16 protein-coding genes are annotated in these 17,416 nt (G+C 48.3%); 3 read left to right on the top strand and 13 right to left on the bottom strand.

Annotated elements, in window-relative coordinates; all coding sequences use genetic code 11:
• Positions 1-41 precede the first annotated feature (41 nt).
• The 5 genes from AAV35_RS01970 to AAV35_RS01950 all read right to left on the bottom strand — a co-directional run bounded on the left by AAV35_RS01970 (position 42) and on the right by AAV35_RS01950 (position 3,614).
• On the bottom strand, positions 42-758 hold the full coding sequence (locus AAV35_RS01970; protein ID WP_008589412.1) for a WecB/TagA/CpsF family glycosyltransferase: 717 nt from the start codon (positions 756-758) through the stop codon (positions 42-44).
• Positions 755-2,038 (bottom strand): nucleotide sugar dehydrogenase, encoded by a 1,284-nt coding sequence (locus tag AAV35_RS01965; RefSeq protein WP_008589411.1) that lies wholly within the window; start codon positions 2,036-2,038, stop codon positions 755-757. The genes AAV35_RS01970 and AAV35_RS01965 overlap by 4 nt, the downstream gene beginning before the upstream one ends.
• 138 nt (positions 2,039-2,176) lie before the next feature.
• Entirely contained in the window at positions 2,177-2,626 is a 450-nt protein-coding gene (locus AAV35_RS01960; protein ID WP_008589409.1) for an OsmC family protein, read from the bottom strand.
• The gene (locus AAV35_RS01955) at positions 2,626-2,817 is read right to left on the bottom strand and encodes an SE1561 family protein (RefSeq protein ID WP_008589407.1); all 192 of its coding nucleotides are present in this window, start codon (positions 2,815-2,817) and stop codon (positions 2,626-2,628) included. Before AAV35_RS01955 ends, AAV35_RS01960 begins: the two co-directional genes overlap by 1 nt.
• 14 nt (positions 2,818-2,831) lie before the next feature.
• Complete coding sequence (locus AAV35_RS01950; RefSeq protein ID WP_008589405.1) at positions 2,832-3,614, bottom strand: TerC family protein; 783 nt, start codon at positions 3,612-3,614, stop codon at positions 2,832-2,834.
• A gap of 364 nt (positions 3,615-3,978) precedes the next feature.
• On the opposite strand from AAV35_RS01950, the gene AAV35_RS01945 reads away from it, so the two are divergent.
• On the top strand, positions 3,979-5,049 hold the full coding sequence (locus tag AAV35_RS01945) for an AI-2E family transporter (RefSeq protein ID WP_008589403.1): 1,071 nt from the start codon (positions 3,979-3,981) through the stop codon (positions 5,047-5,049).
• Between the two features lie 80 nt (positions 5,050-5,129).
• Here the strand turns inward: AAV35_RS01945 and AAV35_RS01940 are convergent, their stop codons facing one another.
• The 3 genes from AAV35_RS01940 to AAV35_RS01930 form a co-directional block, all read right to left on the bottom strand.
• The gene (locus AAV35_RS01940; protein ID WP_008589400.1) at positions 5,130-6,206 is read right to left on the bottom strand and encodes a DctP family TRAP transporter solute-binding subunit; all 1,077 of its coding nucleotides are present in this window, start codon (positions 6,204-6,206) and stop codon (positions 5,130-5,132) included.
• Positions 6,207-6,281: 75 nt separating this feature from the next.
• The gene (locus tag AAV35_RS01935; protein WP_008589398.1) at positions 6,282-7,547 is read right to left on the bottom strand and encodes a TRAP transporter large permease; all 1,266 of its coding nucleotides are present in this window, start codon (positions 7,545-7,547) and stop codon (positions 6,282-6,284) included.
• Positions 7,548-7,577: 30 nt separating this feature from the next.
• A complete protein-coding gene (locus AAV35_RS01930) occupies positions 7,578-8,135 on the bottom strand; it encodes a TRAP transporter small permease (protein ID WP_008589396.1) in 558 nt (185 codons plus the stop codon).
• A gap of 311 nt (positions 8,136-8,446) precedes the next feature.
• Here AAV35_RS01930 and AAV35_RS14465 point away from each other — a divergent pair, with 311 nt between their 5' ends.
• Positions 8,447-8,623, top strand: a complete 177-nt coding sequence (locus AAV35_RS14465) for an SE1832 family protein (RefSeq protein WP_008589393.1) — start codon at positions 8,447-8,449, stop codon at positions 8,621-8,623.
• 12 nt (positions 8,624-8,635) lie between these two features.
• Here the strand turns inward: AAV35_RS14465 and AAV35_RS01925 are convergent, their stop codons facing one another.
• The gene (locus AAV35_RS01925; protein WP_008589391.1) at positions 8,636-10,495 is read right to left on the bottom strand and encodes a cation:proton antiporter; all 1,860 of its coding nucleotides are present in this window, start codon (positions 10,493-10,495) and stop codon (positions 8,636-8,638) included.
• Between the two features lie 310 nt (positions 10,496-10,805).
• On the opposite strand from AAV35_RS01925, the gene brnQ reads away from it, so the two are divergent.
• On the top strand, positions 10,806-12,143 hold the full coding sequence (gene brnQ, locus AAV35_RS01920; protein WP_008589390.1) for a branched-chain amino acid transport system II carrier protein: 1,338 nt from the start codon (positions 10,806-10,808) through the stop codon (positions 12,141-12,143).
• Between the two features lie 60 nt (positions 12,144-12,203).
• Here brnQ and AAV35_RS14290 read toward each other — a convergent pair whose 3' ends face one another.
• From AAV35_RS14290 to AAV35_RS01905, 4 genes are all read right to left on the bottom strand, one after another.
• On the bottom strand, positions 12,204-12,377 hold the full coding sequence (locus AAV35_RS14290) for a hypothetical protein (RefSeq protein ID WP_008589388.1): 174 nt from the start codon (positions 12,375-12,377) through the stop codon (positions 12,204-12,206).
• A gap of 55 nt (positions 12,378-12,432) precedes the next feature.
• Positions 12,433-13,674, bottom strand: a complete 1,242-nt coding sequence (locus tag AAV35_RS01915) for an aminopeptidase (RefSeq protein WP_008589387.1) — start codon at positions 13,672-13,674, stop codon at positions 12,433-12,435.
• A 102-nt stretch (positions 13,675-13,776) separates the two neighbouring features.
• Complete coding sequence (locus tag AAV35_RS01910; protein ID WP_008589386.1) at positions 13,777-15,651, bottom strand: ABC-F family ATP-binding cassette domain-containing protein; 1,875 nt, start codon at positions 15,649-15,651, stop codon at positions 13,777-13,779.
• A 239-nt stretch (positions 15,652-15,890) separates the two neighbouring features.
• Complete coding sequence (locus tag AAV35_RS01905) at positions 15,891-17,321, bottom strand: alanine/glycine:cation symporter family protein (RefSeq protein ID WP_008589383.1); 1,431 nt, start codon at positions 17,319-17,321, stop codon at positions 15,891-15,893.
• Positions 17,322-17,416 lie beyond the last annotated feature (95 nt).

The raw sequence follows: 17,416 nt of genomic DNA, 5'->3' as shown, positions 1-17,416 counted from the left end.
GAATCCTGAGCGGTTCCGTTGGAGGCTTTCTGATTTCTTTTTTAGCGATTTTTAGTAAGGACACAAAAAGCGAATTTCGGCAAAGCGAGCTGGCGTTTGATCCGTTTCGGATCGGAAACCAGCCGGTACAGCCATTCCACGTTCAGATCCCGATACAGTTTCGGAGCCTTCTTCTCCTTACCGGCCCACACATCGAAACTTCCTCCGACGCCCTGAAATACTTTCACTCCGAGTTTTTCTTTGTTGCGACGGATCCAGAGCTCCTGCTTCGGACTTCCGAGTGCTACGAACAGAACGTCAGCCTGACAATCCTGAATTTGCTGCACTACCTGGTCTTCATTTCCATCAAAACCGTTTTCATATCCTGCCACGGTGATGTTGGGATAGTGTTTTTCAATGTTGTCCCTGGCTTTTGATACAGAATCTTCTTCCGCTCCGTACAGAAACACGCGCAAGTTCTTCTGTTCGGCAAAGTGCAGGAGGTAACTCATCATGTCTATACCGGTCACCCGTTCCCTGATCTGTCCGCCTCTCCATTTGGAGGCCCATACGATTCCTATTCCATCAGGAATCTGTAAAGTGGAGGAGTTGATAAGCTCCCGGACTTTTTCATCCTTACAGGCTTCCATTACTTTCTCCGGATTGACAGCGACGATGGTCGACTGCTCCCCCGAATCGATATTCCTTGAAATTTCACTGATCACCCGTTTATAGGTGACGGGCGCCACGTCGACGCCCAAAAAAGTTTCCTTCATCATTCTCCGAGAACCTCCAGTCCGCTCAGGTCCCCGATCGGATAAATTCTCGTATCGCCTTTCGCTTCCGGAAGGCAATTCCGCATATCGAGAACGACCGGGGTCTTCATGCGGTCTTCAAAGATAGAGGTATCCATCTTTTTATATTCACTGTGATCGACCAGCACGAGGGCGACATCCGCTTTTTCGAGAGACTCCTCGAGAGGGTGGATCCGGAGCGGAACCTGGTCTTCCCTGACGTAAGGGTCGTGACAGAAGACTTTATAGTTCTTCTTATTGTTCACCAGTTTAAAGACGACATCAATCGCCGGGCTTCCGCGTACATCGTCCACGTCGCCTTTGTAGCTGAGTCCGAAGACAGCTATTTTCGGGTTGGATATGTTCCTTGTCAGTTTTTCGATCTGGGAAAGGACGAATTCAGGCATCGAATTATTGATTTCTCGCGCTGTCTGCATCAGAGGCGACACATCTTTCGCTTTTTCTATAACGAAATAAGAATCGACCGGGATACAGTGTCCCCCTACGCCGGGGCCGGGTTCATGCAGCTCCACTCTCGGGTGCACATTGGCAAGGCGGATCACTTCGTGAGCGTTGACGTCCAGCTCCGCCGATATTTTGGCAAGTTCATTGGCCAGCGCTATATTTACATCCCGGTACGTATTTTCCATAAGTTTGGACATCTCGGCAGTGATCGCCGTCGTTTCTATAATTTCCCCTTCCAGGAAAAGTTTGTACACTTCCGCGACCTCTGCCGCCGCCTCTTTCGTATACCCGCCGATAATAAGCGTGTTTTCTTTTATCTCTTTCATGACACTGCCCGGAATCACCCGCTCGGGGCAGTGGGCCAGGTATATTTCGTTGGCAGCCACGTCCCAGCCGGCTTCTTCAAGTACAGGAGCCACTTTGTCCTGTATCGTGCGCGGCGGGACGGTGGATTCGACAATGACGGCGTTCCCTTTATTCAAATATGGAAGAATGCTCTTCACTGCCTGTTCGACGTAAGTGATATTCGCCGACTCATCATCATAAACGGGAGTCGGAACAGCCACGATGAACACATCCGCCTTTTCAGGCTTCCCGCCTGCAGTTAAACGGCCGGATTTGACCACCCCTCTGATCAGATCTTCAAGGCCCGGCTCCTCAATGAGGATGCTTCCTCCCTGAAGATTATCGATCACGTTTTCGTCTATATCAACCCCGTGTACGTTCATGCCGGCCTCGGCCAGCACCCCCGAAATCGGAAGCCCGATATGACCGAGTCCTACTACACATATGTTCTTCATCGTTCACTCCTCCGGATTCCTTATTATCTCCTCGTAACCATTGTCAGCAATTATTACTTACTACGGTACTTATCCTCTTCCCCTGTGACAAAGAAACACCCGGATATTCCGGAAACATCGTAAAACTATGACCCCCGGTTATTTCGATACCGTAAGGTCAGGCTCCAGCGTAAGTTTTACGTTCCCCGCAATCGCTCTTGAAATCATGCAGGAGGATTCCGCTTTGTGAGCCAGCTTACGCAGTTTCTCGAGTTCAGACTCGGAAGCTTCCTTTTCAAGGACGACTCTCGGACGGTGAATGATCTCTTCATAAGTTATAACACCGTTCGTAACGCTTACGACACCTTCCGAGTCCATATCCATTTCTTTAACCGGAAGCTCAGCCCGTTCCATCATAGCAGCTAACGTTATTATATAGCACGTAGATGCCGCCCCAAGCAGCATCTCGTCAGGATTCGTCCCCTGGCCCGGTCCGTCCATTTCTTCGGGAATGGAAATTTCCGTCTTCAGTTTATCGGCTTCGATCATTCCGACCGAGCCCCGGCCCCCGGGCCACGTCGATTTCATATGAAAATGATGCTTTGTCATTATTGTTCCTCCTTCCGGTCTTTTTGAAACCTGAGCACTTTCCCATTGAGGCTTTGGATCATAAGTTCCACCTTTTCGAGATCCTCTTCGTCTACAGGACCGTCCATAGACTGGACTACGTCGTTCAGCATGGACACCCTGTTTTTAATGTAGTAAAACTGTTCGTCTTTACCTTCGAGCGCTTTACCCATTCTATTTCCTCTCCTTACTGACTATCCCCGCTTTTCTTTCCCCCGGATAAAAACCAGCCGGCTGCCGCAATACTTACGAGCACGGTATAAAACGTGATCTTCCAAAGTGCCGAGTGCGCAAAGCTTTCGTTAAGAATCTGAATGTTCGGATGGGCAAGAGTGGATATGACCAATTTTACACCGACCCACCCTACAATAACAAAAGCTGCGATTTCAAGACCGGGACGGTCATGCAGAATTCTGACGAATACGTTGGCCGCGAATCTCATGATGATAATACCGATCATCCCGCCTGCAAGGATAACAGCGAACTGTCCTCCGTCGAGACTCCCGACCGTCGGGAGCTCCGTTTCGGGAAGGGTTACGGCAAGTGCGACAGCGGCGAGGATGGAGTCGACCGCAAAGGCGAGATCGGCGAACTCCACTTTCACTACAGTAATCCAGAAGCCTTTCCCTTTCGATGTTTCATCGTACGCGGGTTCTTCGTCCTCCTCTTCCCCGTTTCCTTTCGCTTTCCATTTATCATAAAGGTTCTTTCCTGCAATAACTAACAGATAGGCTGCGCCGAGAGCCTGCACCTGCCAGACGTCCACAAGCAAAGAAATAACGAACAGCGATGCAAAACGAAGAATGAACGCGCCGACAAGGCCGTAAAACAAAGCTTTCTTTCTTTTCTCGGGCGGCAGATGTTTCACCATGATTGCCAGCACGAGCGCGTTGTCGGCCGCCAGTATACCCTCGAGTCCTACGAGTACAATCAGTACCCAGCCATATTCAATCAGTAATTGTGCTTCCATAACATTCCGCTCTCCTTATTAATCGATTCCCGGTAAAAAGCAGAGCATAAAAAAGAGACCTCTGCCCTTCCCGGACAAAGGTCTCGCAAACAACGGTCGTTGCCGATAAAACCGGAGATTTCTCTCGTATTGACGATTTTATCGAACAGCTACTCCCCTTCTTTTTTTATCATACCATTTATCCCTTTGAAGTCAACGCCGGAGAGTAAAAACCTCCCCCCCTGACAACCTCTGTCAATTAAAGTCTCCAACAAAACATTTCTTTCCTTACATCTTTCCAGTAAAATGTAATCATGTGATGCTGTAACCCTGCATTTCTCCCGGCACGTCACTTAAAATCATTTCAGGAAAGGCGGAATACGCAATGCTGCAAAAAAAATGGTTCCAGACGATTATCGCCCTGATAGCGATATGTTTATTAATATTATTACTGAATAAAATCCAGTTTTTCTTCCAGCCGATTCTCACCTACATCAGCGCTATCGCCCTTCCGCTTATCGGCGGAGGCGTTCTCTATTATATTTCAAGACCGCTCGTGGAGTGGCTGACACGCATGAAAGTGCCAAGAGTCCCCGCTATCCTGTTCGTCTTCATTCTTTTTATCGCTGCCGGCTATCTGATCGTTCAGTTCATTGCACCAATCGCCCAGCAGCAGTACACGAAATTAATGAACAACATTCCGGAAATGGTCGAGACGGTCGAACAGGGAGTCGGCTACTGGCAGCAGAATCAGGATATTCTTCCAGAGAGGGTAACGGATACTATCCAGAACTTCACGGATAATCTGGAGTCCTATATTCAGGAGGCCTCCGCGGCTTTCTTCAACATACTCACAAACGTCGTCAGCTTTCTGTTTTCACTTATTCTTGTCCCGTTTTTCCTCTTCTTCATGCTGAAAGACGGGCACCGTCTGCTCCCGTTCCTGAGCGGGTACATGAGTGAGAAGAGTCCTTCTTTCGCGGACAGCTTTGTGCGATGGGCCCGTTCCGTGGATCGTACGCTATACACATTCATACTCGGCCAGCTTACGGTCAGTGTAGCTGTAGGTTTACTGCTTCTGATCGGTTATCTGGCCATAGGTCTGCAGTACTCACTCACTCTGTCCCTGTTCGCCATGATAATGAACGTCATACCTTTCATCGGACCTTTTCTCGCTGTCATTCCGGCTCTGATCGTCGCTGTTTTCCAGGAGCCGATCATGGTCATCTGGGTAGCTATCATTACGATAATCGCCCAGCAGGTCGAAGGGAATCTCATTTCACCGAATATAATGGGGAAAGCACTGCACATCCATCCGCTTACGATCATCACTGTCATACTGGCTGCCGGAAGTCTCGCAGGTTTCCTCGGTTTATTGTTTGCCATACCGACGTACGCACTCATAAAAGCTACCGTTGCGCATTTATATGAAGAGTGGAAGTCTCCCACTGTTTAATGACTGAACTGCGATATATGAAAAAAGAAGCTGCCAGGCCCGGCAGCTTCTTTCATTCTGTATAAAATTGATTCCGGAAATTATTCTTCGGAACCGGAACTCTCACCCGTTTCTTCTCCGGAAATTTCACTTATCTCCTTCTCCAGCTTATCGAGAATTTCCCCATCGACTGTGGAGACTTCCTCTCTGTAGAAGTCACGGACGCCCATTGCTTCTTTACGGAACGCCTCACGCTGTTCTTCCGTCAGTTCTATAACTTCCGTAGCGTTCTCTTCGTCTTCTTTAATAGTCTTCAGCCATTCTTCGTTCTGGGCTTCCTGCTCCTCATACACCCACTCCTGCATTTCCTGCACAGTCTCGTCGATTGTCTTCTGCATTTCTTCATCAAGACCGTCATACCAGTCGGAGTTCACGGTAGTCATCGCTACATAGTTGTTGTGATTGGAGAGTGTCATATAATCCTGAACTTCGTGGAACGAAGCATCTCCGATGAAAAAGATCGGGTTCTCCTGACCTTCCACGGTACCGCGGTCAAGCGCCGTGTACAGCTCTCCCCAGCTCATCGACTGCGGGTCGGCGCCGTAGGCTTTGTAGGATTCCAGAATCAGCGGAGATGTCTGGGTACGCATTTTCAACCCTTCAAAATCTGCGGGTTTTTCGACCTTTTTACTGAAAGTCCACTGCATTGCACCTTCAGTCCAGAACGCGAGCGGAGTGATTCCATGCTCTTCATATTTGGAACGAAGGTCTTTATTCAGAGCCTCACTCTTGTTCAGAACTTCCTGAGTTTTTTCCACACTGTCAGGAAACAGAAAATGCAGAGCGAACAGCTGCCCTTCTTTTACCATGTTCCCTGTGAAACCCGGGGACATGACGGCCATTTCAACGGCCCCTGTCTCAAGCTGTTCCACCTGGTCCGATTCGTTACCCAGACCACCGAATTCATATGGCTCTATCGTGATTTTGCCATCGGTTTTCTCATTGATACGTTTCCCGAATTCTTCCGCATATTCGTACTGTACCTGGCCGTCCACTTCTTCCGTCACCATTCTCCAGGTCTCTGAACCGCCTCCTGAAGATTCTCCTCCGTCTCCGGAACTTTCTCCGTCACCGCCACCGCCACATGCAGCAAGAAATCCCGACAACGATAATGCCATGACACCAGTTAATAAACTCTTTTTGTTAATAATGGTGAAAACCTCCCCAGTTTTTTTTGGTATACTTTCACATGCTTATAAAAGCATAAGTGATAACTCTTCGAAGTAAATCAGTAAAAATGCTACTGCTATCATAATTGCTATATACGGCGGTGTCCCTTTGATCACTTCCAGATAAGGTTTGTTGAAAACGGCGCTGGCAGTGAAAATATCGACGCCGAACGGCGGAGTGGCTGAGCCGAGCGCCGCCTGGAAAGTGATAACGACACCAAGGTGGATCGGATCTACTCCGGCGCCCATAGCCGCCGGGTAGAAAATCGGTGTAAGTACGAGAATGACCACAATCGGGTCGACGAACATACAGCCGACGAAGAAAAACAGAGATACCATCAGCAGTACGAATATCGCGGATGGGTCCGGACCGAGCACGGCATCCGTTATCATCTGCGGAATGCGCGCGAACGAGATGACCCAGGTGAATGCCTGACCTCCTGCTACAAGTACAAACACGGCCGAGGTGACGATACCGGTTGAGCGGGCGATACTAGGCAGTCTTTTAATATGGATGGATCTGTATATAAGTACTTCCAGTATGAACGCATAAAGCACGGAAACGCCTGCTGCTTCCGTCGGGCTGAACAGCCCGGAGTAGATACCTCCGATGACGATTACGGGGAATCCGATAGGCAGCAGGGCTCTTTTAGTCATGTGCAGTCGTTCTTTCCACGTTGTTTTGTTTGCAAGCGGTATGTCTTTGACGATAGCGTAAGTGACGCTGTAAATAGTAAAAGCGAGAAAAACGATGATGCCGGGGATGATACCTGCGATGAACAGGTCTCCTACTGAAGTTCCGGAGACGAGTCCGTACATGATCATTCCGATACTCGGAGGAACGAGCAGAGCTACGTCGCTCGAATTGATGATAAGTGCGATAGCGGTCGGGTCTTTGTAACCGATTTTGAGCAGCCGCTCCCGCATCGGGGTACCGATGGCTACGACGGTGGCCTGGGTGGATCCGGAAATTGCGCCGAAAAGCGTACAGGCGGCGGCTGTAGTAACGGCGTATCCACCCCGGATATGTCCGATGAAGGAACCGATGAAATCAAGCAGTCTGTTCGAAGTTTTTCCGGTAGTCATAATATCGGCTGCGAATATGAAAAGGGGAACAGCCAGCAGTACGTAAGCCTCGATCCCCGTCGAGAACTGCTGCATCATGATTACCGGGTCTAAATTCGGAAAATAGATAAAAAGGACAATTAGAGGAGCAACCATTAAAGGAACCAGCATCGGAAAGTTCAGCAATAATAGAATGACCATAATTGTTAACATTGTCGCCAGCATATTGTTATCCTCTCTTGTTCGAAGTAGTTACTATAAGTGTCCGGTTTCTTCCACTTTCTCATCTTCCATGTCATTATAGTCCAGGGCTTCCGTACCGATGTATACATTTTCTTTGTCCCTGATGTTCACCCACATGTTACGCAGGAACTGCACGCCCCCCAGGGAAAATCCTATCGGGATAAACATATAGAGGATGTACATCGGCATCTGCAGAGCTGCTGTGACACGGCCGGAATCTTTGATATCCAGAACATAGAGCGTGGAGTAATAGGCCAGTACGAATAAAATGGCAGCCGTTAAAGCCGGGATGAATATAGATAAGACTTTTCTCACCTTAAACGGAGAGAGATCATAAAAAGCGGACATACTGATATGCCTTCCTTTTCGGGCTGCATAGCTGATTCCCATGAACGTAGCGACGGTCACTGATATCTGACTGACCTCATCCGCAAAAGGAAGCGTATAGCCGAGCAGCGTCCGGGTAATCGGCTTGCTGATCACCATCAGCGCAATCAGAATGACGGCATAGCTCAGGATGAATTCTTCCAGTTTTAAAATTCCTCGATCTAAAGCTCGAAACAGTTTCAAGTTATGCTATACCCCCTCGGTTGTACGCAGGTAATTTGGACATCATTCATTTTACATAAGGCTTAAAGTCCCTACAAACCTGCTTATTTTGCAAATACCCCCTTCTCCTCTCTTTAGAGCGGCTTTTCCTGTGTTATATAAAGAATATCATAAACATAATGAGAAAAGCAGAGGATTTTTACATTTTTCTTAAAATTCAGTCAATTAATCTTACACGTAAAGACATGGGAGGAAAGTCATGGTTTTGCATCTTTTCAGTGCATTTTATATAATGAATTATACCATAACGTTCAAAGAAGGAGTACATACATATGTCTAAACAGGAGATTGAAGCCCGCATCGCCGAACTGAAATCCGATTATATCCGCGTCCAGGGAGATATGGACAAATTGGAAGCGAACGGGGGAAATGTGGAACGTGCCGAAGCGCAGCTCGAAAAGATTGAAAGTGAACTCTCCGATCTAAAAAAAGAATTACGTCAAAAATAAGCAGCCGGGCTCTCAGCCCTGCTGCTTATTTTTTCGTTTCGTCTCCAGTTTTTCCTGAATTTTCTCGAATTCTTTACTCGGAGGGGTAAGGGAAACTACGATATCCCCTGTCTCCGGCGCCAGCTCTCCGTATTCCGTAAAGAAATAAAGCATTCCTGTCGCTTTCTTCTTCACGAATAACTGAACTGCCTGATCATCGAGATTATTCAAATAATCGCTGTACGTATATTTCTCCGTTATAGTCGTTTTTCTTAAAACATACCCGTTCTCCACCATATCATTCAAAGGCTCCCACGTTACATCTTTTCTGAACAGAATCCGCCCGCTGATGGTGTGGTTGAGTCCCTCGAGATTATCTCCCCGCTGGTCACTCAGGTTCAGCTGAAACGTGTTGTTTCTCCCAAATTCCGGCACGAACGTAGTACATATGAGAGCGTTATAAGAATCCATTTCCGTCGCAGTTACGAGATAGTCGTACGGAGTCATATCAATGGAATAGTCGGTCTGCTCACTGAGCATTTCCCCGTGGAACGTTTTCACTCCTTCGGATCTCGCTCTCGTAAGTTTTCTCCAGGAAGAATCGACTACTACGACCGGTACGTCGAGACTCTTAAGAGTAGAGGCAAGCTTGGTCGTGAAGGGATTCCCGCCGACGATCAGCACTCCCGGCGGACCTTCCTGCGAAAGATCGAGCTTTTTCGAAAGCCATCTCATCGAGAACCCGTGAGCCACGACCGTGGTGAACACCAGGGCAAACGTCAGGGAAACGAGTATCTCCGCATCCTCGAATCCGGCATCGGAAAGCGCGCCGGCGAAATAACTCGCTACAGTAAGAGCTACTATCCCGCGAGGAGCAATCCATCCTACGAGTAATTTCTCCGAGTTGTTGAGATCCGTGCCGATAGTCGAAATGAATATAGAAAGGGGCCGTACGACAAAAAGCATAATCAGTACGAAAGCGATGATTTCGGGCTGAAATATTTCCACGAGTGTTTCTCTCGTCAAAGAGGCCGTCAGCATAACGAAAATCGCCGAAATCAGGAGCAGGGACATATTCTCCTTAAAGTGCCTCATGTCATTTATCGAGGAAATTCTCATATTCGCAAGCGTCATCCCCATAGCCGTCACTGATAAAAGACCCGTCTCGTGCATAATTTCATCGGCTGCCGTAAAACAGACGATTACAGCTCCGAATACGAAAGCCGATTTCAGAAATTCCGGCACGTAGCCGTTTTCGAACATATATCCGACTCCCCTGCCGAGGCCGTACCCTATCCCGACGGCAAAGATCGCCGCAAGAAAGAAAGTGACCAGAGCAGAAGGTGCGAGCGGATCTCCCATGAGAAAGACGATGATTTCGAAAGTGAATACAGCAAGGAGAGCTCCGATAGGATCTACGATAATCCCTTCCCACTTCAATATTTTGGCAGGCCTCGGTTTAAGTTTGGCCTGACGGAGCAGCGGCAGAATAACGGTCGGTCCCGTCACAATCAGAAGTCCGCCGATAACGAAAGACACTGCGATACTCAGACCGGCAATGTAATGAGCGGCGAGAGACCCGAGAATCCAGGCGATAAAGGCGCCCAGGGTGACGATCCGGAACACCGGTCTCCCGAGCCCTCTCACCTCTTTAAAATCAAGGTTCAGACTGCCTTCGAACAGGATAATGGCAACAGCAAGACTGATTACCGGAGAGTACAGATCACCGTAACTTTCGGAAGGGTTCATCAGACCGAGTACGGGGCCTGCCATGAGTCCGGCCAGGGACATCACTACGATGGCAGGAAGCCTGTATCTCCAGGCGATCCACTGAGATCCTACTCCCAGCAGACCAATGAGCGTTATTTGTAACAATAATGAATCTATGATCATATAGGTAATCTCCTCATTTTAGAAAAGAGTCTTTTCTCAAAAAAGCATAGCTTTATTCTATATGTAACTTCTTCCCGTGTAAACAAATACAGACGCCGTGAATCCCTCTCTCAGAGCGCTTCATAATGAAAACCTTTTCATTATTGACTCGCCGGTATCCTGAGCTTTGACATTAAATAGATTGACATAGCATTTGGAGGTTGATAACATAAAGTTCGGTTTTGATTTAATTTTATTTTCTAAAAATTAATATTTTTTAAAAGGCACACTTCCTATTAAGAAGCTGCCTGATACATTGGAGGCGCATCGGTTGAAAAACTCAAGAACTATAGCAGTAGGATTTATGTTGTTCGCCATGTTTTTCGGAGCGGGTAACCTCATTTACCCGGCTTCCCTCGGCATGGGGGCCGGAGAGAACTATCTTCCGGCTATCATAGGTTTCATCCTTACAGGGGTAGGGCTCCCTATTACGGCTGTAATAGCTCTTTCCCTTTCCAAAAATGGGGCTACGGAGATTGCCGGAAGAGTGCACCCGGCTTTTGCTATTGCTTTTGTTTCACTCATTTATCTCGCGATCGGTCCCTTTTTCGGTATCCCGAGAGCGGCCAACGTCGCCTATGAGATGGGAACGGCTCCATTAACCGGAGGCTTAAGTTCCCCCATTCTCTTTGTGTTTTCTCTCATCTTTTTCACTATCGTCTTTCTCATAAGCCGGAACCCTTCGAAACTCGTCGATATAATCGGACGGTGGCTCACTCCGCTTCTTTTCCTTTCTATCGCAGCCTTGGCGGCAGGGGCCCTATTTCTTCCTTCTTCCGGTACCGTCGCCCCGGGAGAGAAATACGGGAGCACTCCCTTTTTCAGCGGTTTCGTCGAAGGTTACCTGACGATGGATGCTATCGCCGGGCTTGCTTTCGGAATTATCGTCATTGCTTCCATCCAGCAGCAGGGAGTCACTGACCAAAAACAACTTACCAGACAGACGATTAAAGCGGGCGCTGTCACTGCCATCGGCCTCAGCCTCGTTTACGCTGCGATCGGCTGGGTAGGAGTGAAAATGGCCCCATCCGGAGATTTCGCCAGCGGAAGTCTTCTCCTGTCCAGTGCCGCCGAAACGATGTTCGGATCTACAGGAACCATTATATTGGGGCTCCTTGTAACGCTCGCCTGTTTTACGACTTGTGTAGGTCTCACCGTAACCTGCGGGCAGTACTTTTCGAAGCGTATCCCGAAGCTTACTTATCTACAAGTCATTACCGTCGTGACCATCCTCAGCCTCGGAATTACAAATCTCGGACTGAACCAGATCATCAAGTATTCGGTACCGGTACTGACATTTCTTTATCCCATCACTATCGTTCTCGTTATTCTTGCGTTTATCGGCAAGTATTTCCGGCACTCGCGCTACGTCTATCGGGGAGCAGTCGCTTTTACCGCAATAATCAGTCTTTATGAAGGGCTTCAGGTGCTGGAGATCAGCATAGAACCACTGACAGCCTTCGTAGAAATGTTGCCGTTCGTAACGATCGGGCTCGCCTGGGTCCTCCCCGCTTTCGCAGGGGGCGTACTCGGAGCGATCATACACGTGCTGATGCCATCCTCTTCAAAACGAAGAAGAGAGAAATACGCATTATCCCGAAGTAAATGATGGGAGAGATGCAAAAAAGAGTTCCTGCCATTTTCGGCGGAACTCTTTTTTTGCATCTTTCTATTCTACATCGTCATAATCAGTTTCCCGTTCTTTATGACGCTTTTGACAGGCTTTGCAAAGCTTCACTTCTTCTTCTTTTTTCGTCTGAAGCAGTTTACCGCAGTTGTTGCATTTACTGAATTCGTTAGGGTTCCCCTGGAACCCTGCAAGTTCGTGTTCCGGTCCCGGCATAAGATTCACTCCTTCTTTTCGGTTGTGAAAATCTTATACCCTTCCCGACCCGGTATTAATCTTCATTGAAGTCGAGAGACCAGCTGCCATTTCTCATTACAGCTTCTTCTGTACCGTCTTCAAGAACTCCGTCTATATCCATTTCGCCGGAGCCCATCATGAAGTCTACGTGTACAAGACTGTGGTTGACCCCGTTCTCATCAAGCTCTTTCTCACTCATGTCAGAACCGCCTTCCACGTTGTTCGGATACGCTTTTCCGAAAGCCAGGTGGCAGGAAGCGTTCTCGTCGTACAGGGTATTGTAGAATATGAGGCCTGACTGCGAGATCGGAGACTCGTGAGGGACGAGCGCCAGTTCACCGAGGTGGGAAGCTCCGTCATCCGTATCAAGCAGCTGCTCCAGTGTTTCCTCTCCCTGCTCGGCAGAAAAGTCGACGACCTCTCCGTCTTTAAAAGTAAGTGTAAAGTTATCGATTACACTGCCGCCGTAGTTCAGAGGTTTCGTGCTCGAAACGATTCCGTCCACCCCGTATTTATGAGGAGCCGTAAAAACTTCCTCCGTCGGCATGTTCGGGTTGAACGGCACACCGGCTTCCGTCCGGCTCGCTCCGCCTTTCCATATGTGCCCTTTCGGAAGAGCAACGGTAAGGTTCGTACCGGGTCCCTGATAGACGAGCTCTTTATACTGTTTTCTGTTCAGGAACTGCCGTGCGTTTTCAAGCATTTCATTATGTTCATCCCACGCTTTGACCGGGTCTTCCTGGTCGATGCGGACGATAGAGAAAATCTCCTCCCACAGCTTCTCTTTCGCTGTTTCTGCATCTGCTTCCGGGAATATTTTCTGCGCCCAGGCAGTAATCGGGATACTGACGATCGACCACTGAATCCGGTCGTTCATCGTGTAGTTACGGAACTCGGCCATGGCTTCACTGCGGGATTTCTGTGCCGCGGCAATCTTTTTGGCGTCAATTCCCTGCAGAAGGTCGGGGTCTGTTGCACGTACGGAAAGAATAGCCATCCCTTCTTCGCCGAACGATTTGAACATATCCTGCTGCCACTCGGGAACTTCTTTCAACGTCTCAGTATCTGCGTATTCATAGCGCAGGCGGGTAATGTCGTCGTCCGCCCAGTTGATATGTACATCTTTTGCGCCCAGTTCAAAAGCTTTCTTTACGATTACCCGCGTAAAGTCCGCTCCCTCTACGGTAGAATTAATGACCAGCTTCTGATCTTTCTGCAGATTGACTCCGGTTCTCAGCGCCAGATCCGCGTACTTATCAAGCATATGTTGGTGCATAACACTCATCACCTTTCCAAGGAATTTTTCGCTTTCTATTATTTCACAATTGCCCCTTCAATACAAAAAAGGGACCTTCATGAAGGCCCCCGCTTTCTTCCATCAATTTTCTTCCATCAGTTCGGACAATTCTTCCCATCGTTCCATTTTCTGTTCAAGTTCTTCTTCTTTTCTCTGCTGTTCTTTGTACAGTTCTTCCGCTTTATCGAAATCACTTCCGGTTTCACTGATTTCTGTTTTGATCTCTTCGATCCGTTCTTCTACAGCCGAGATATCGTCTTCAATCGTCTTCCATTCCTGCTGATCCTGATAGGACAGTTTCTTTTTCCGCTTCGTACGCGACTCTTTTTTCTGAGCAGGTGCAGCGTCCTGTTTCTTCTCCTCTTTCTTTTTCTCCAGGAATTCACTGTAGGCTCCCTGAAACTTCTCGAAATTCCCATCGGTTTCAAGAGCAATCAGCCGATCGGCGATTCTGTCGAGGAAGTAACGGTCGTGGCTGACAGTAATGACGACCCCCGGAAAGCTGTCGATATAATCCTCAAGCACGCTCAGCGTTTCCGTATCAAGGTCGTTCGTCGGCTCATCGAGAAACAGGACGTTCGGTTCCTCCATCAGCACTTTCAGAAGATACAGTCTGCGGCGTTCGCCCCCCGATAACCTTCTTATATACGTCCACTGGTGGCTGCGGGAGAATAAAAACCGCTCAAGCATCTGCTCGGCTGTCACCTGCTGCTTATCTTTCGTCGAGATGACTTCGGCCGTCTCTTTAATGTACCCGATGACAGTCTGATCGCCATCGAGTTCTTCGTGGTCCTGTTTATAGTATCCGATTTTCACAGTCGGTCCGATGTGTACGGCACCTTCCGACGGTTCTCTCCGCCCTGCCATTATATTGAGCAGCGTCGTCTTTCCGGTCCCGTTCGGTCCGATGATGCCGATACGTTCTCCCGGTACAATCAGATCACTGATATGACGGAACAGATAGTCCTCTTCAAATTTATGGCCGATATCCTCGAGTTCCATCACCTGTTTTCCGAGGCGGGTGGAGGCCGTAGCTATATCAGCTTCTTCCTTATCCGTTTCGAACGTCTTCTCCTTCATCGCTTCCACACGCTGCTTTCTGGCTTTCTGTTTCGTACCTCGGGCTTTCACTCCACGCTTCAGCCATGCAAGTTCCTGTTTCAGCACGTTCTGATGCTTCGCTTCTCTCCGTTTTTCGAGTTCTTCCCGTTCCGCTTTTTTCTCAAGGAAAACTTCGTAGTTACCTTCGTACTCATAAAGCTGTCCTCTTTCCAGTTCAAATATTTTATTCGTTACCCGGTTCAGAAAATAGCGGTCGTGGGTGACAAGCATAAGTGCCCCTTTGTACTGACTCAAATACTCCTCGAGCCATTCGATCGTTTCATTATCAAGGTGGTTGGTCGGTTCATCCAGAAGCAGAAGATCGGCCGGCTGCAGCAGGGCTTTCGCAATCGCCACGCGCTTCTTCTGCCCTCCGGACAGTTCCTTCACCTTATGGTCATACGCTTCGATGCCAAGCTGGGAGAGAACTTTTTTCGCCTCCGTACTTGCTTCCCATGCTCCCGCATCTTCCATTTTTTCCTGTGCTTCCATCAATTCGTTCTGAACCTTTTCGTCCTCCGGCTTTTCCATCGTCTGCTGAAGAGCTTTTTCATATCTCCGCAGCACTCTCATTATCTCGGAATCCCCATAATAAATATGTTCAAAAACCGTGTCTTCCTCTTCAAGTTCAGGCTCCTGGGACAAATATTCCACGTGGAAATCCTTGGCGTGATGTACGTTACCTGCATCCTTCGATTCGATATCTGCGAGAATTTTCAGTAACGAGGATTTCCCGGTCCCGTTTACGCCTATGAGACCGATTCTTTCTTTATCTTCCACCGTAAATGAAAGTTCATCGAACAGTGTTTTATCCCCGTACCCTTTAGCGAGATTTTCTGCGATCAGTATACTCATAGCTACCATCCTTTTTCGTTCAGATCATGATTGTATTTTAGCACAGAGACGGACGAATACGAAAAAAACCGCTGCGGGAGCGGTTTCAGCTTGTAGAGGAATCTGTCTTTCTCCGCAAGTTTTGTGGAGTTCTCGCGCGGGGGGTGAATCCCGTTCGCCCTTCATTGAAAAACAAAAAAAATAAAAGCTGCCGAGATTTTCTCGACAGCCTGACATCCAATGTGGATACGTTTTTTCGTTTATTTCTTATCGTTTCTGACAGGGTCCGTGCGTTTCCAGTAATCCATACCCTTCACACCGGGCAGATGGTCCTGATAAAAGACCGGGTCTTTCCCCTGTCTGCGCTGATTCAAATAGTCTTTCAGTGCCGCATAAGCGATCTTCGATAACAGGAAGATCGCGTACAGGTTGATCAGTGCCATAATCCCCATCGTCAGATCCGCAAGCGACCATACGAGACCGAACTCGGCGACGGCCCCGAACATCACCATGAGCAGTACACTCGTACGATAGATAAGCTTCAATCTTCCGCTGTTGCGGATGAATTCAAGGTTCGTTTCACCATAATAGTAGTTACCGATGATGGAGCTGAAGGCGAAAAGGAAGATGGCGACAGCGATAAAGAGAGAAGCCCACTGCCCTATCTCATTCTCAAAAGCCATCTGGGTGATCTGAATCCCTTCTGCCCCTCCTGTATCCGTGTATTCTCCTGAAAAGAGAATAATCGTTGCGGTAGCACTACAGATGACGAGCGTATCAATGAACACCCCAAGCGTCTGGATAAGCCCCTGCTTCACCGGGTGAGTCACTTCCGAGGTGGCAGCTGCGTTCGGTGCACTACCCATACCGGCTTCGTTCGAGAACAGACCACGCTGCACACCAATCATAACCATACCTCCGATGGTGCCGCCCGCGAATTCACGGAAGCCGAAAGCACTGGAAAAAATCAGACCAAGCATATCCGGCACCTGACCCAGGTTGAGAAACAGGACATATAGCGCTAAAGCTACGTAGAAAAATGCCATGATCGGAATAATGAACTGTGTCACCTGGGCGATTCTTCTCAGCCCTCCGAAGATGATGGAAGCTACAATAACCGTCAGAACCAGACCGAGCACCCAGCCTTCGAGGGAAAACGAGCGTTCAAAGGCGGAAGCAATCGTATTAGACTGGACGGAACTGAAAACGAGCCCGTATGTAAAAGTGATGGTGATGGCGAAGACAATTCCGAGAGTACGATTGTTCAGACCTTTTTCCATGTAGTAAGCCGGGCCGCCGCGATACTGATTGTGCTCCGGCGTTTTGAATATTTGCGCCAGCGTACTTTCGATAAAACTCGACGCTCCGCCGAGAATGGCTACAAGCCACATCCAGAACACAGCCCCCGGCCCCCCGGTGGAAACGGCTGCTGCCACACCTGCGAGATTTCCTGTCCCTACCCGGGAGGCAGTACTGATTGCAAATGCCTGAAACGCAGATGTTCCTTTCTTGCCTTCTGCTGTAATCGATCTTTTATCGAAAAGCACCCGGAACATTTCCGGTATGAGACGGAACTGGGCGAATTTCAGCTTTATGGAAAACCATAACCCCAGTCCGAGAAGTACGACGATGAGAACATAGCCCCACAATATATCATTGAAAAAACTTATAACACTTTCCGCTAACCCCATATTCTTTTCCTCCTTAGAATTAAAACAACCAATTCTTCTCCTTCTTTCACTTTATCAATAAATGAAAACAATTAAAATTCTTTTCCCGAACTGTT

The organism is Salimicrobium jeotgali (genome assembly GCF_001685435.2).
GTDB classification, from domain to species: domain Bacteria; phylum Bacillota; class Bacilli; order Bacillales; family Halobacillaceae; genus Salimicrobium; species Salimicrobium album.
Note: the sequence above shows the minus strand (reverse complement) of the source record. Positions and strands in the feature narration are given on the sequence as shown.

Bases quoted from the DNA above. Each gene is read 5' to 3' on its own strand.
- AAV35_RS01970 (WP_008589412.1), bottom strand. From the start codon at position 758: ATGATGAAGGAAACTTTTTTGGGCGTCGACGTGGCGCCCGTCACCTAT.
- AAV35_RS01965 (WP_008589411.1), bottom strand. From the start codon at position 2,038: ATGAAGAACATATGTGTAGTAGGACTCGGTCATATCGGGCTTCCGATT.
- AAV35_RS01960 (WP_008589409.1), bottom strand. From the start codon at position 2,626: ATGACAAAGCATCATTTTCATATGAAATCGACGTGGCCCGGGGGCCGG.
- AAV35_RS01955 (WP_008589407.1), bottom strand. From the start codon at position 2,817: ATGGGTAAAGCGCTCGAAGGTAAAGACGAACAGTTTTACTACATTAAA.
- AAV35_RS01950 (WP_008589405.1), bottom strand. From the start codon at position 3,614: ATGGAAGCACAATTACTGATTGAATATGGCTGGGTACTGATTGTACTC.
- AAV35_RS01945 (WP_008589403.1), top strand. From the start codon at position 3,979: ATGCTGCAAAAAAAATGGTTCCAGACGATTATCGCCCTGATAGCGATA.
- AAV35_RS01940 (WP_008589400.1), bottom strand. From the start codon at position 6,206: ATGGCATTATCGTTGTCGGGATTTCTTGCTGCATGTGGCGGTGGCGGT.
- AAV35_RS01935 (WP_008589398.1), bottom strand. From the start codon at position 7,547: ATGCTGGCGACAATGTTAACAATTATGGTCATTCTATTATTGCTGAAC.
- AAV35_RS14465 (WP_008589393.1), top strand. From the start codon at position 8,447: ATGTCTAAACAGGAGATTGAAGCCCGCATCGCCGAACTGAAATCCGAT.
- AAV35_RS01925 (WP_008589391.1), bottom strand. From the start codon at position 10,495: ATGATCATAGATTCATTATTGTTACAAATAACGCTCATTGGTCTGCTG.
- AAV35_RS14290 (WP_008589388.1), bottom strand. From the start codon at position 12,377: ATGCCGGGACCGGAACACGAACTTGCAGGGTTCCAGGGGAACCCTAAC.
- AAV35_RS01915 (WP_008589387.1), bottom strand. From the start codon at position 13,674: ATGCACCAACATATGCTTGATAAGTACGCGGATCTGGCGCTGAGAACC.
- AAV35_RS01910 (WP_008589386.1), bottom strand. From the start codon at position 15,651: ATGAGTATACTGATCGCAGAAAATCTCGCTAAAGGGTACGGGGATAAA.
- AAV35_RS01905 (WP_008589383.1), bottom strand. From the start codon at position 17,321: ATGGGGTTAGCGGAAAGTGTTATAAGTTTTTTCAATGATATATTGTGG.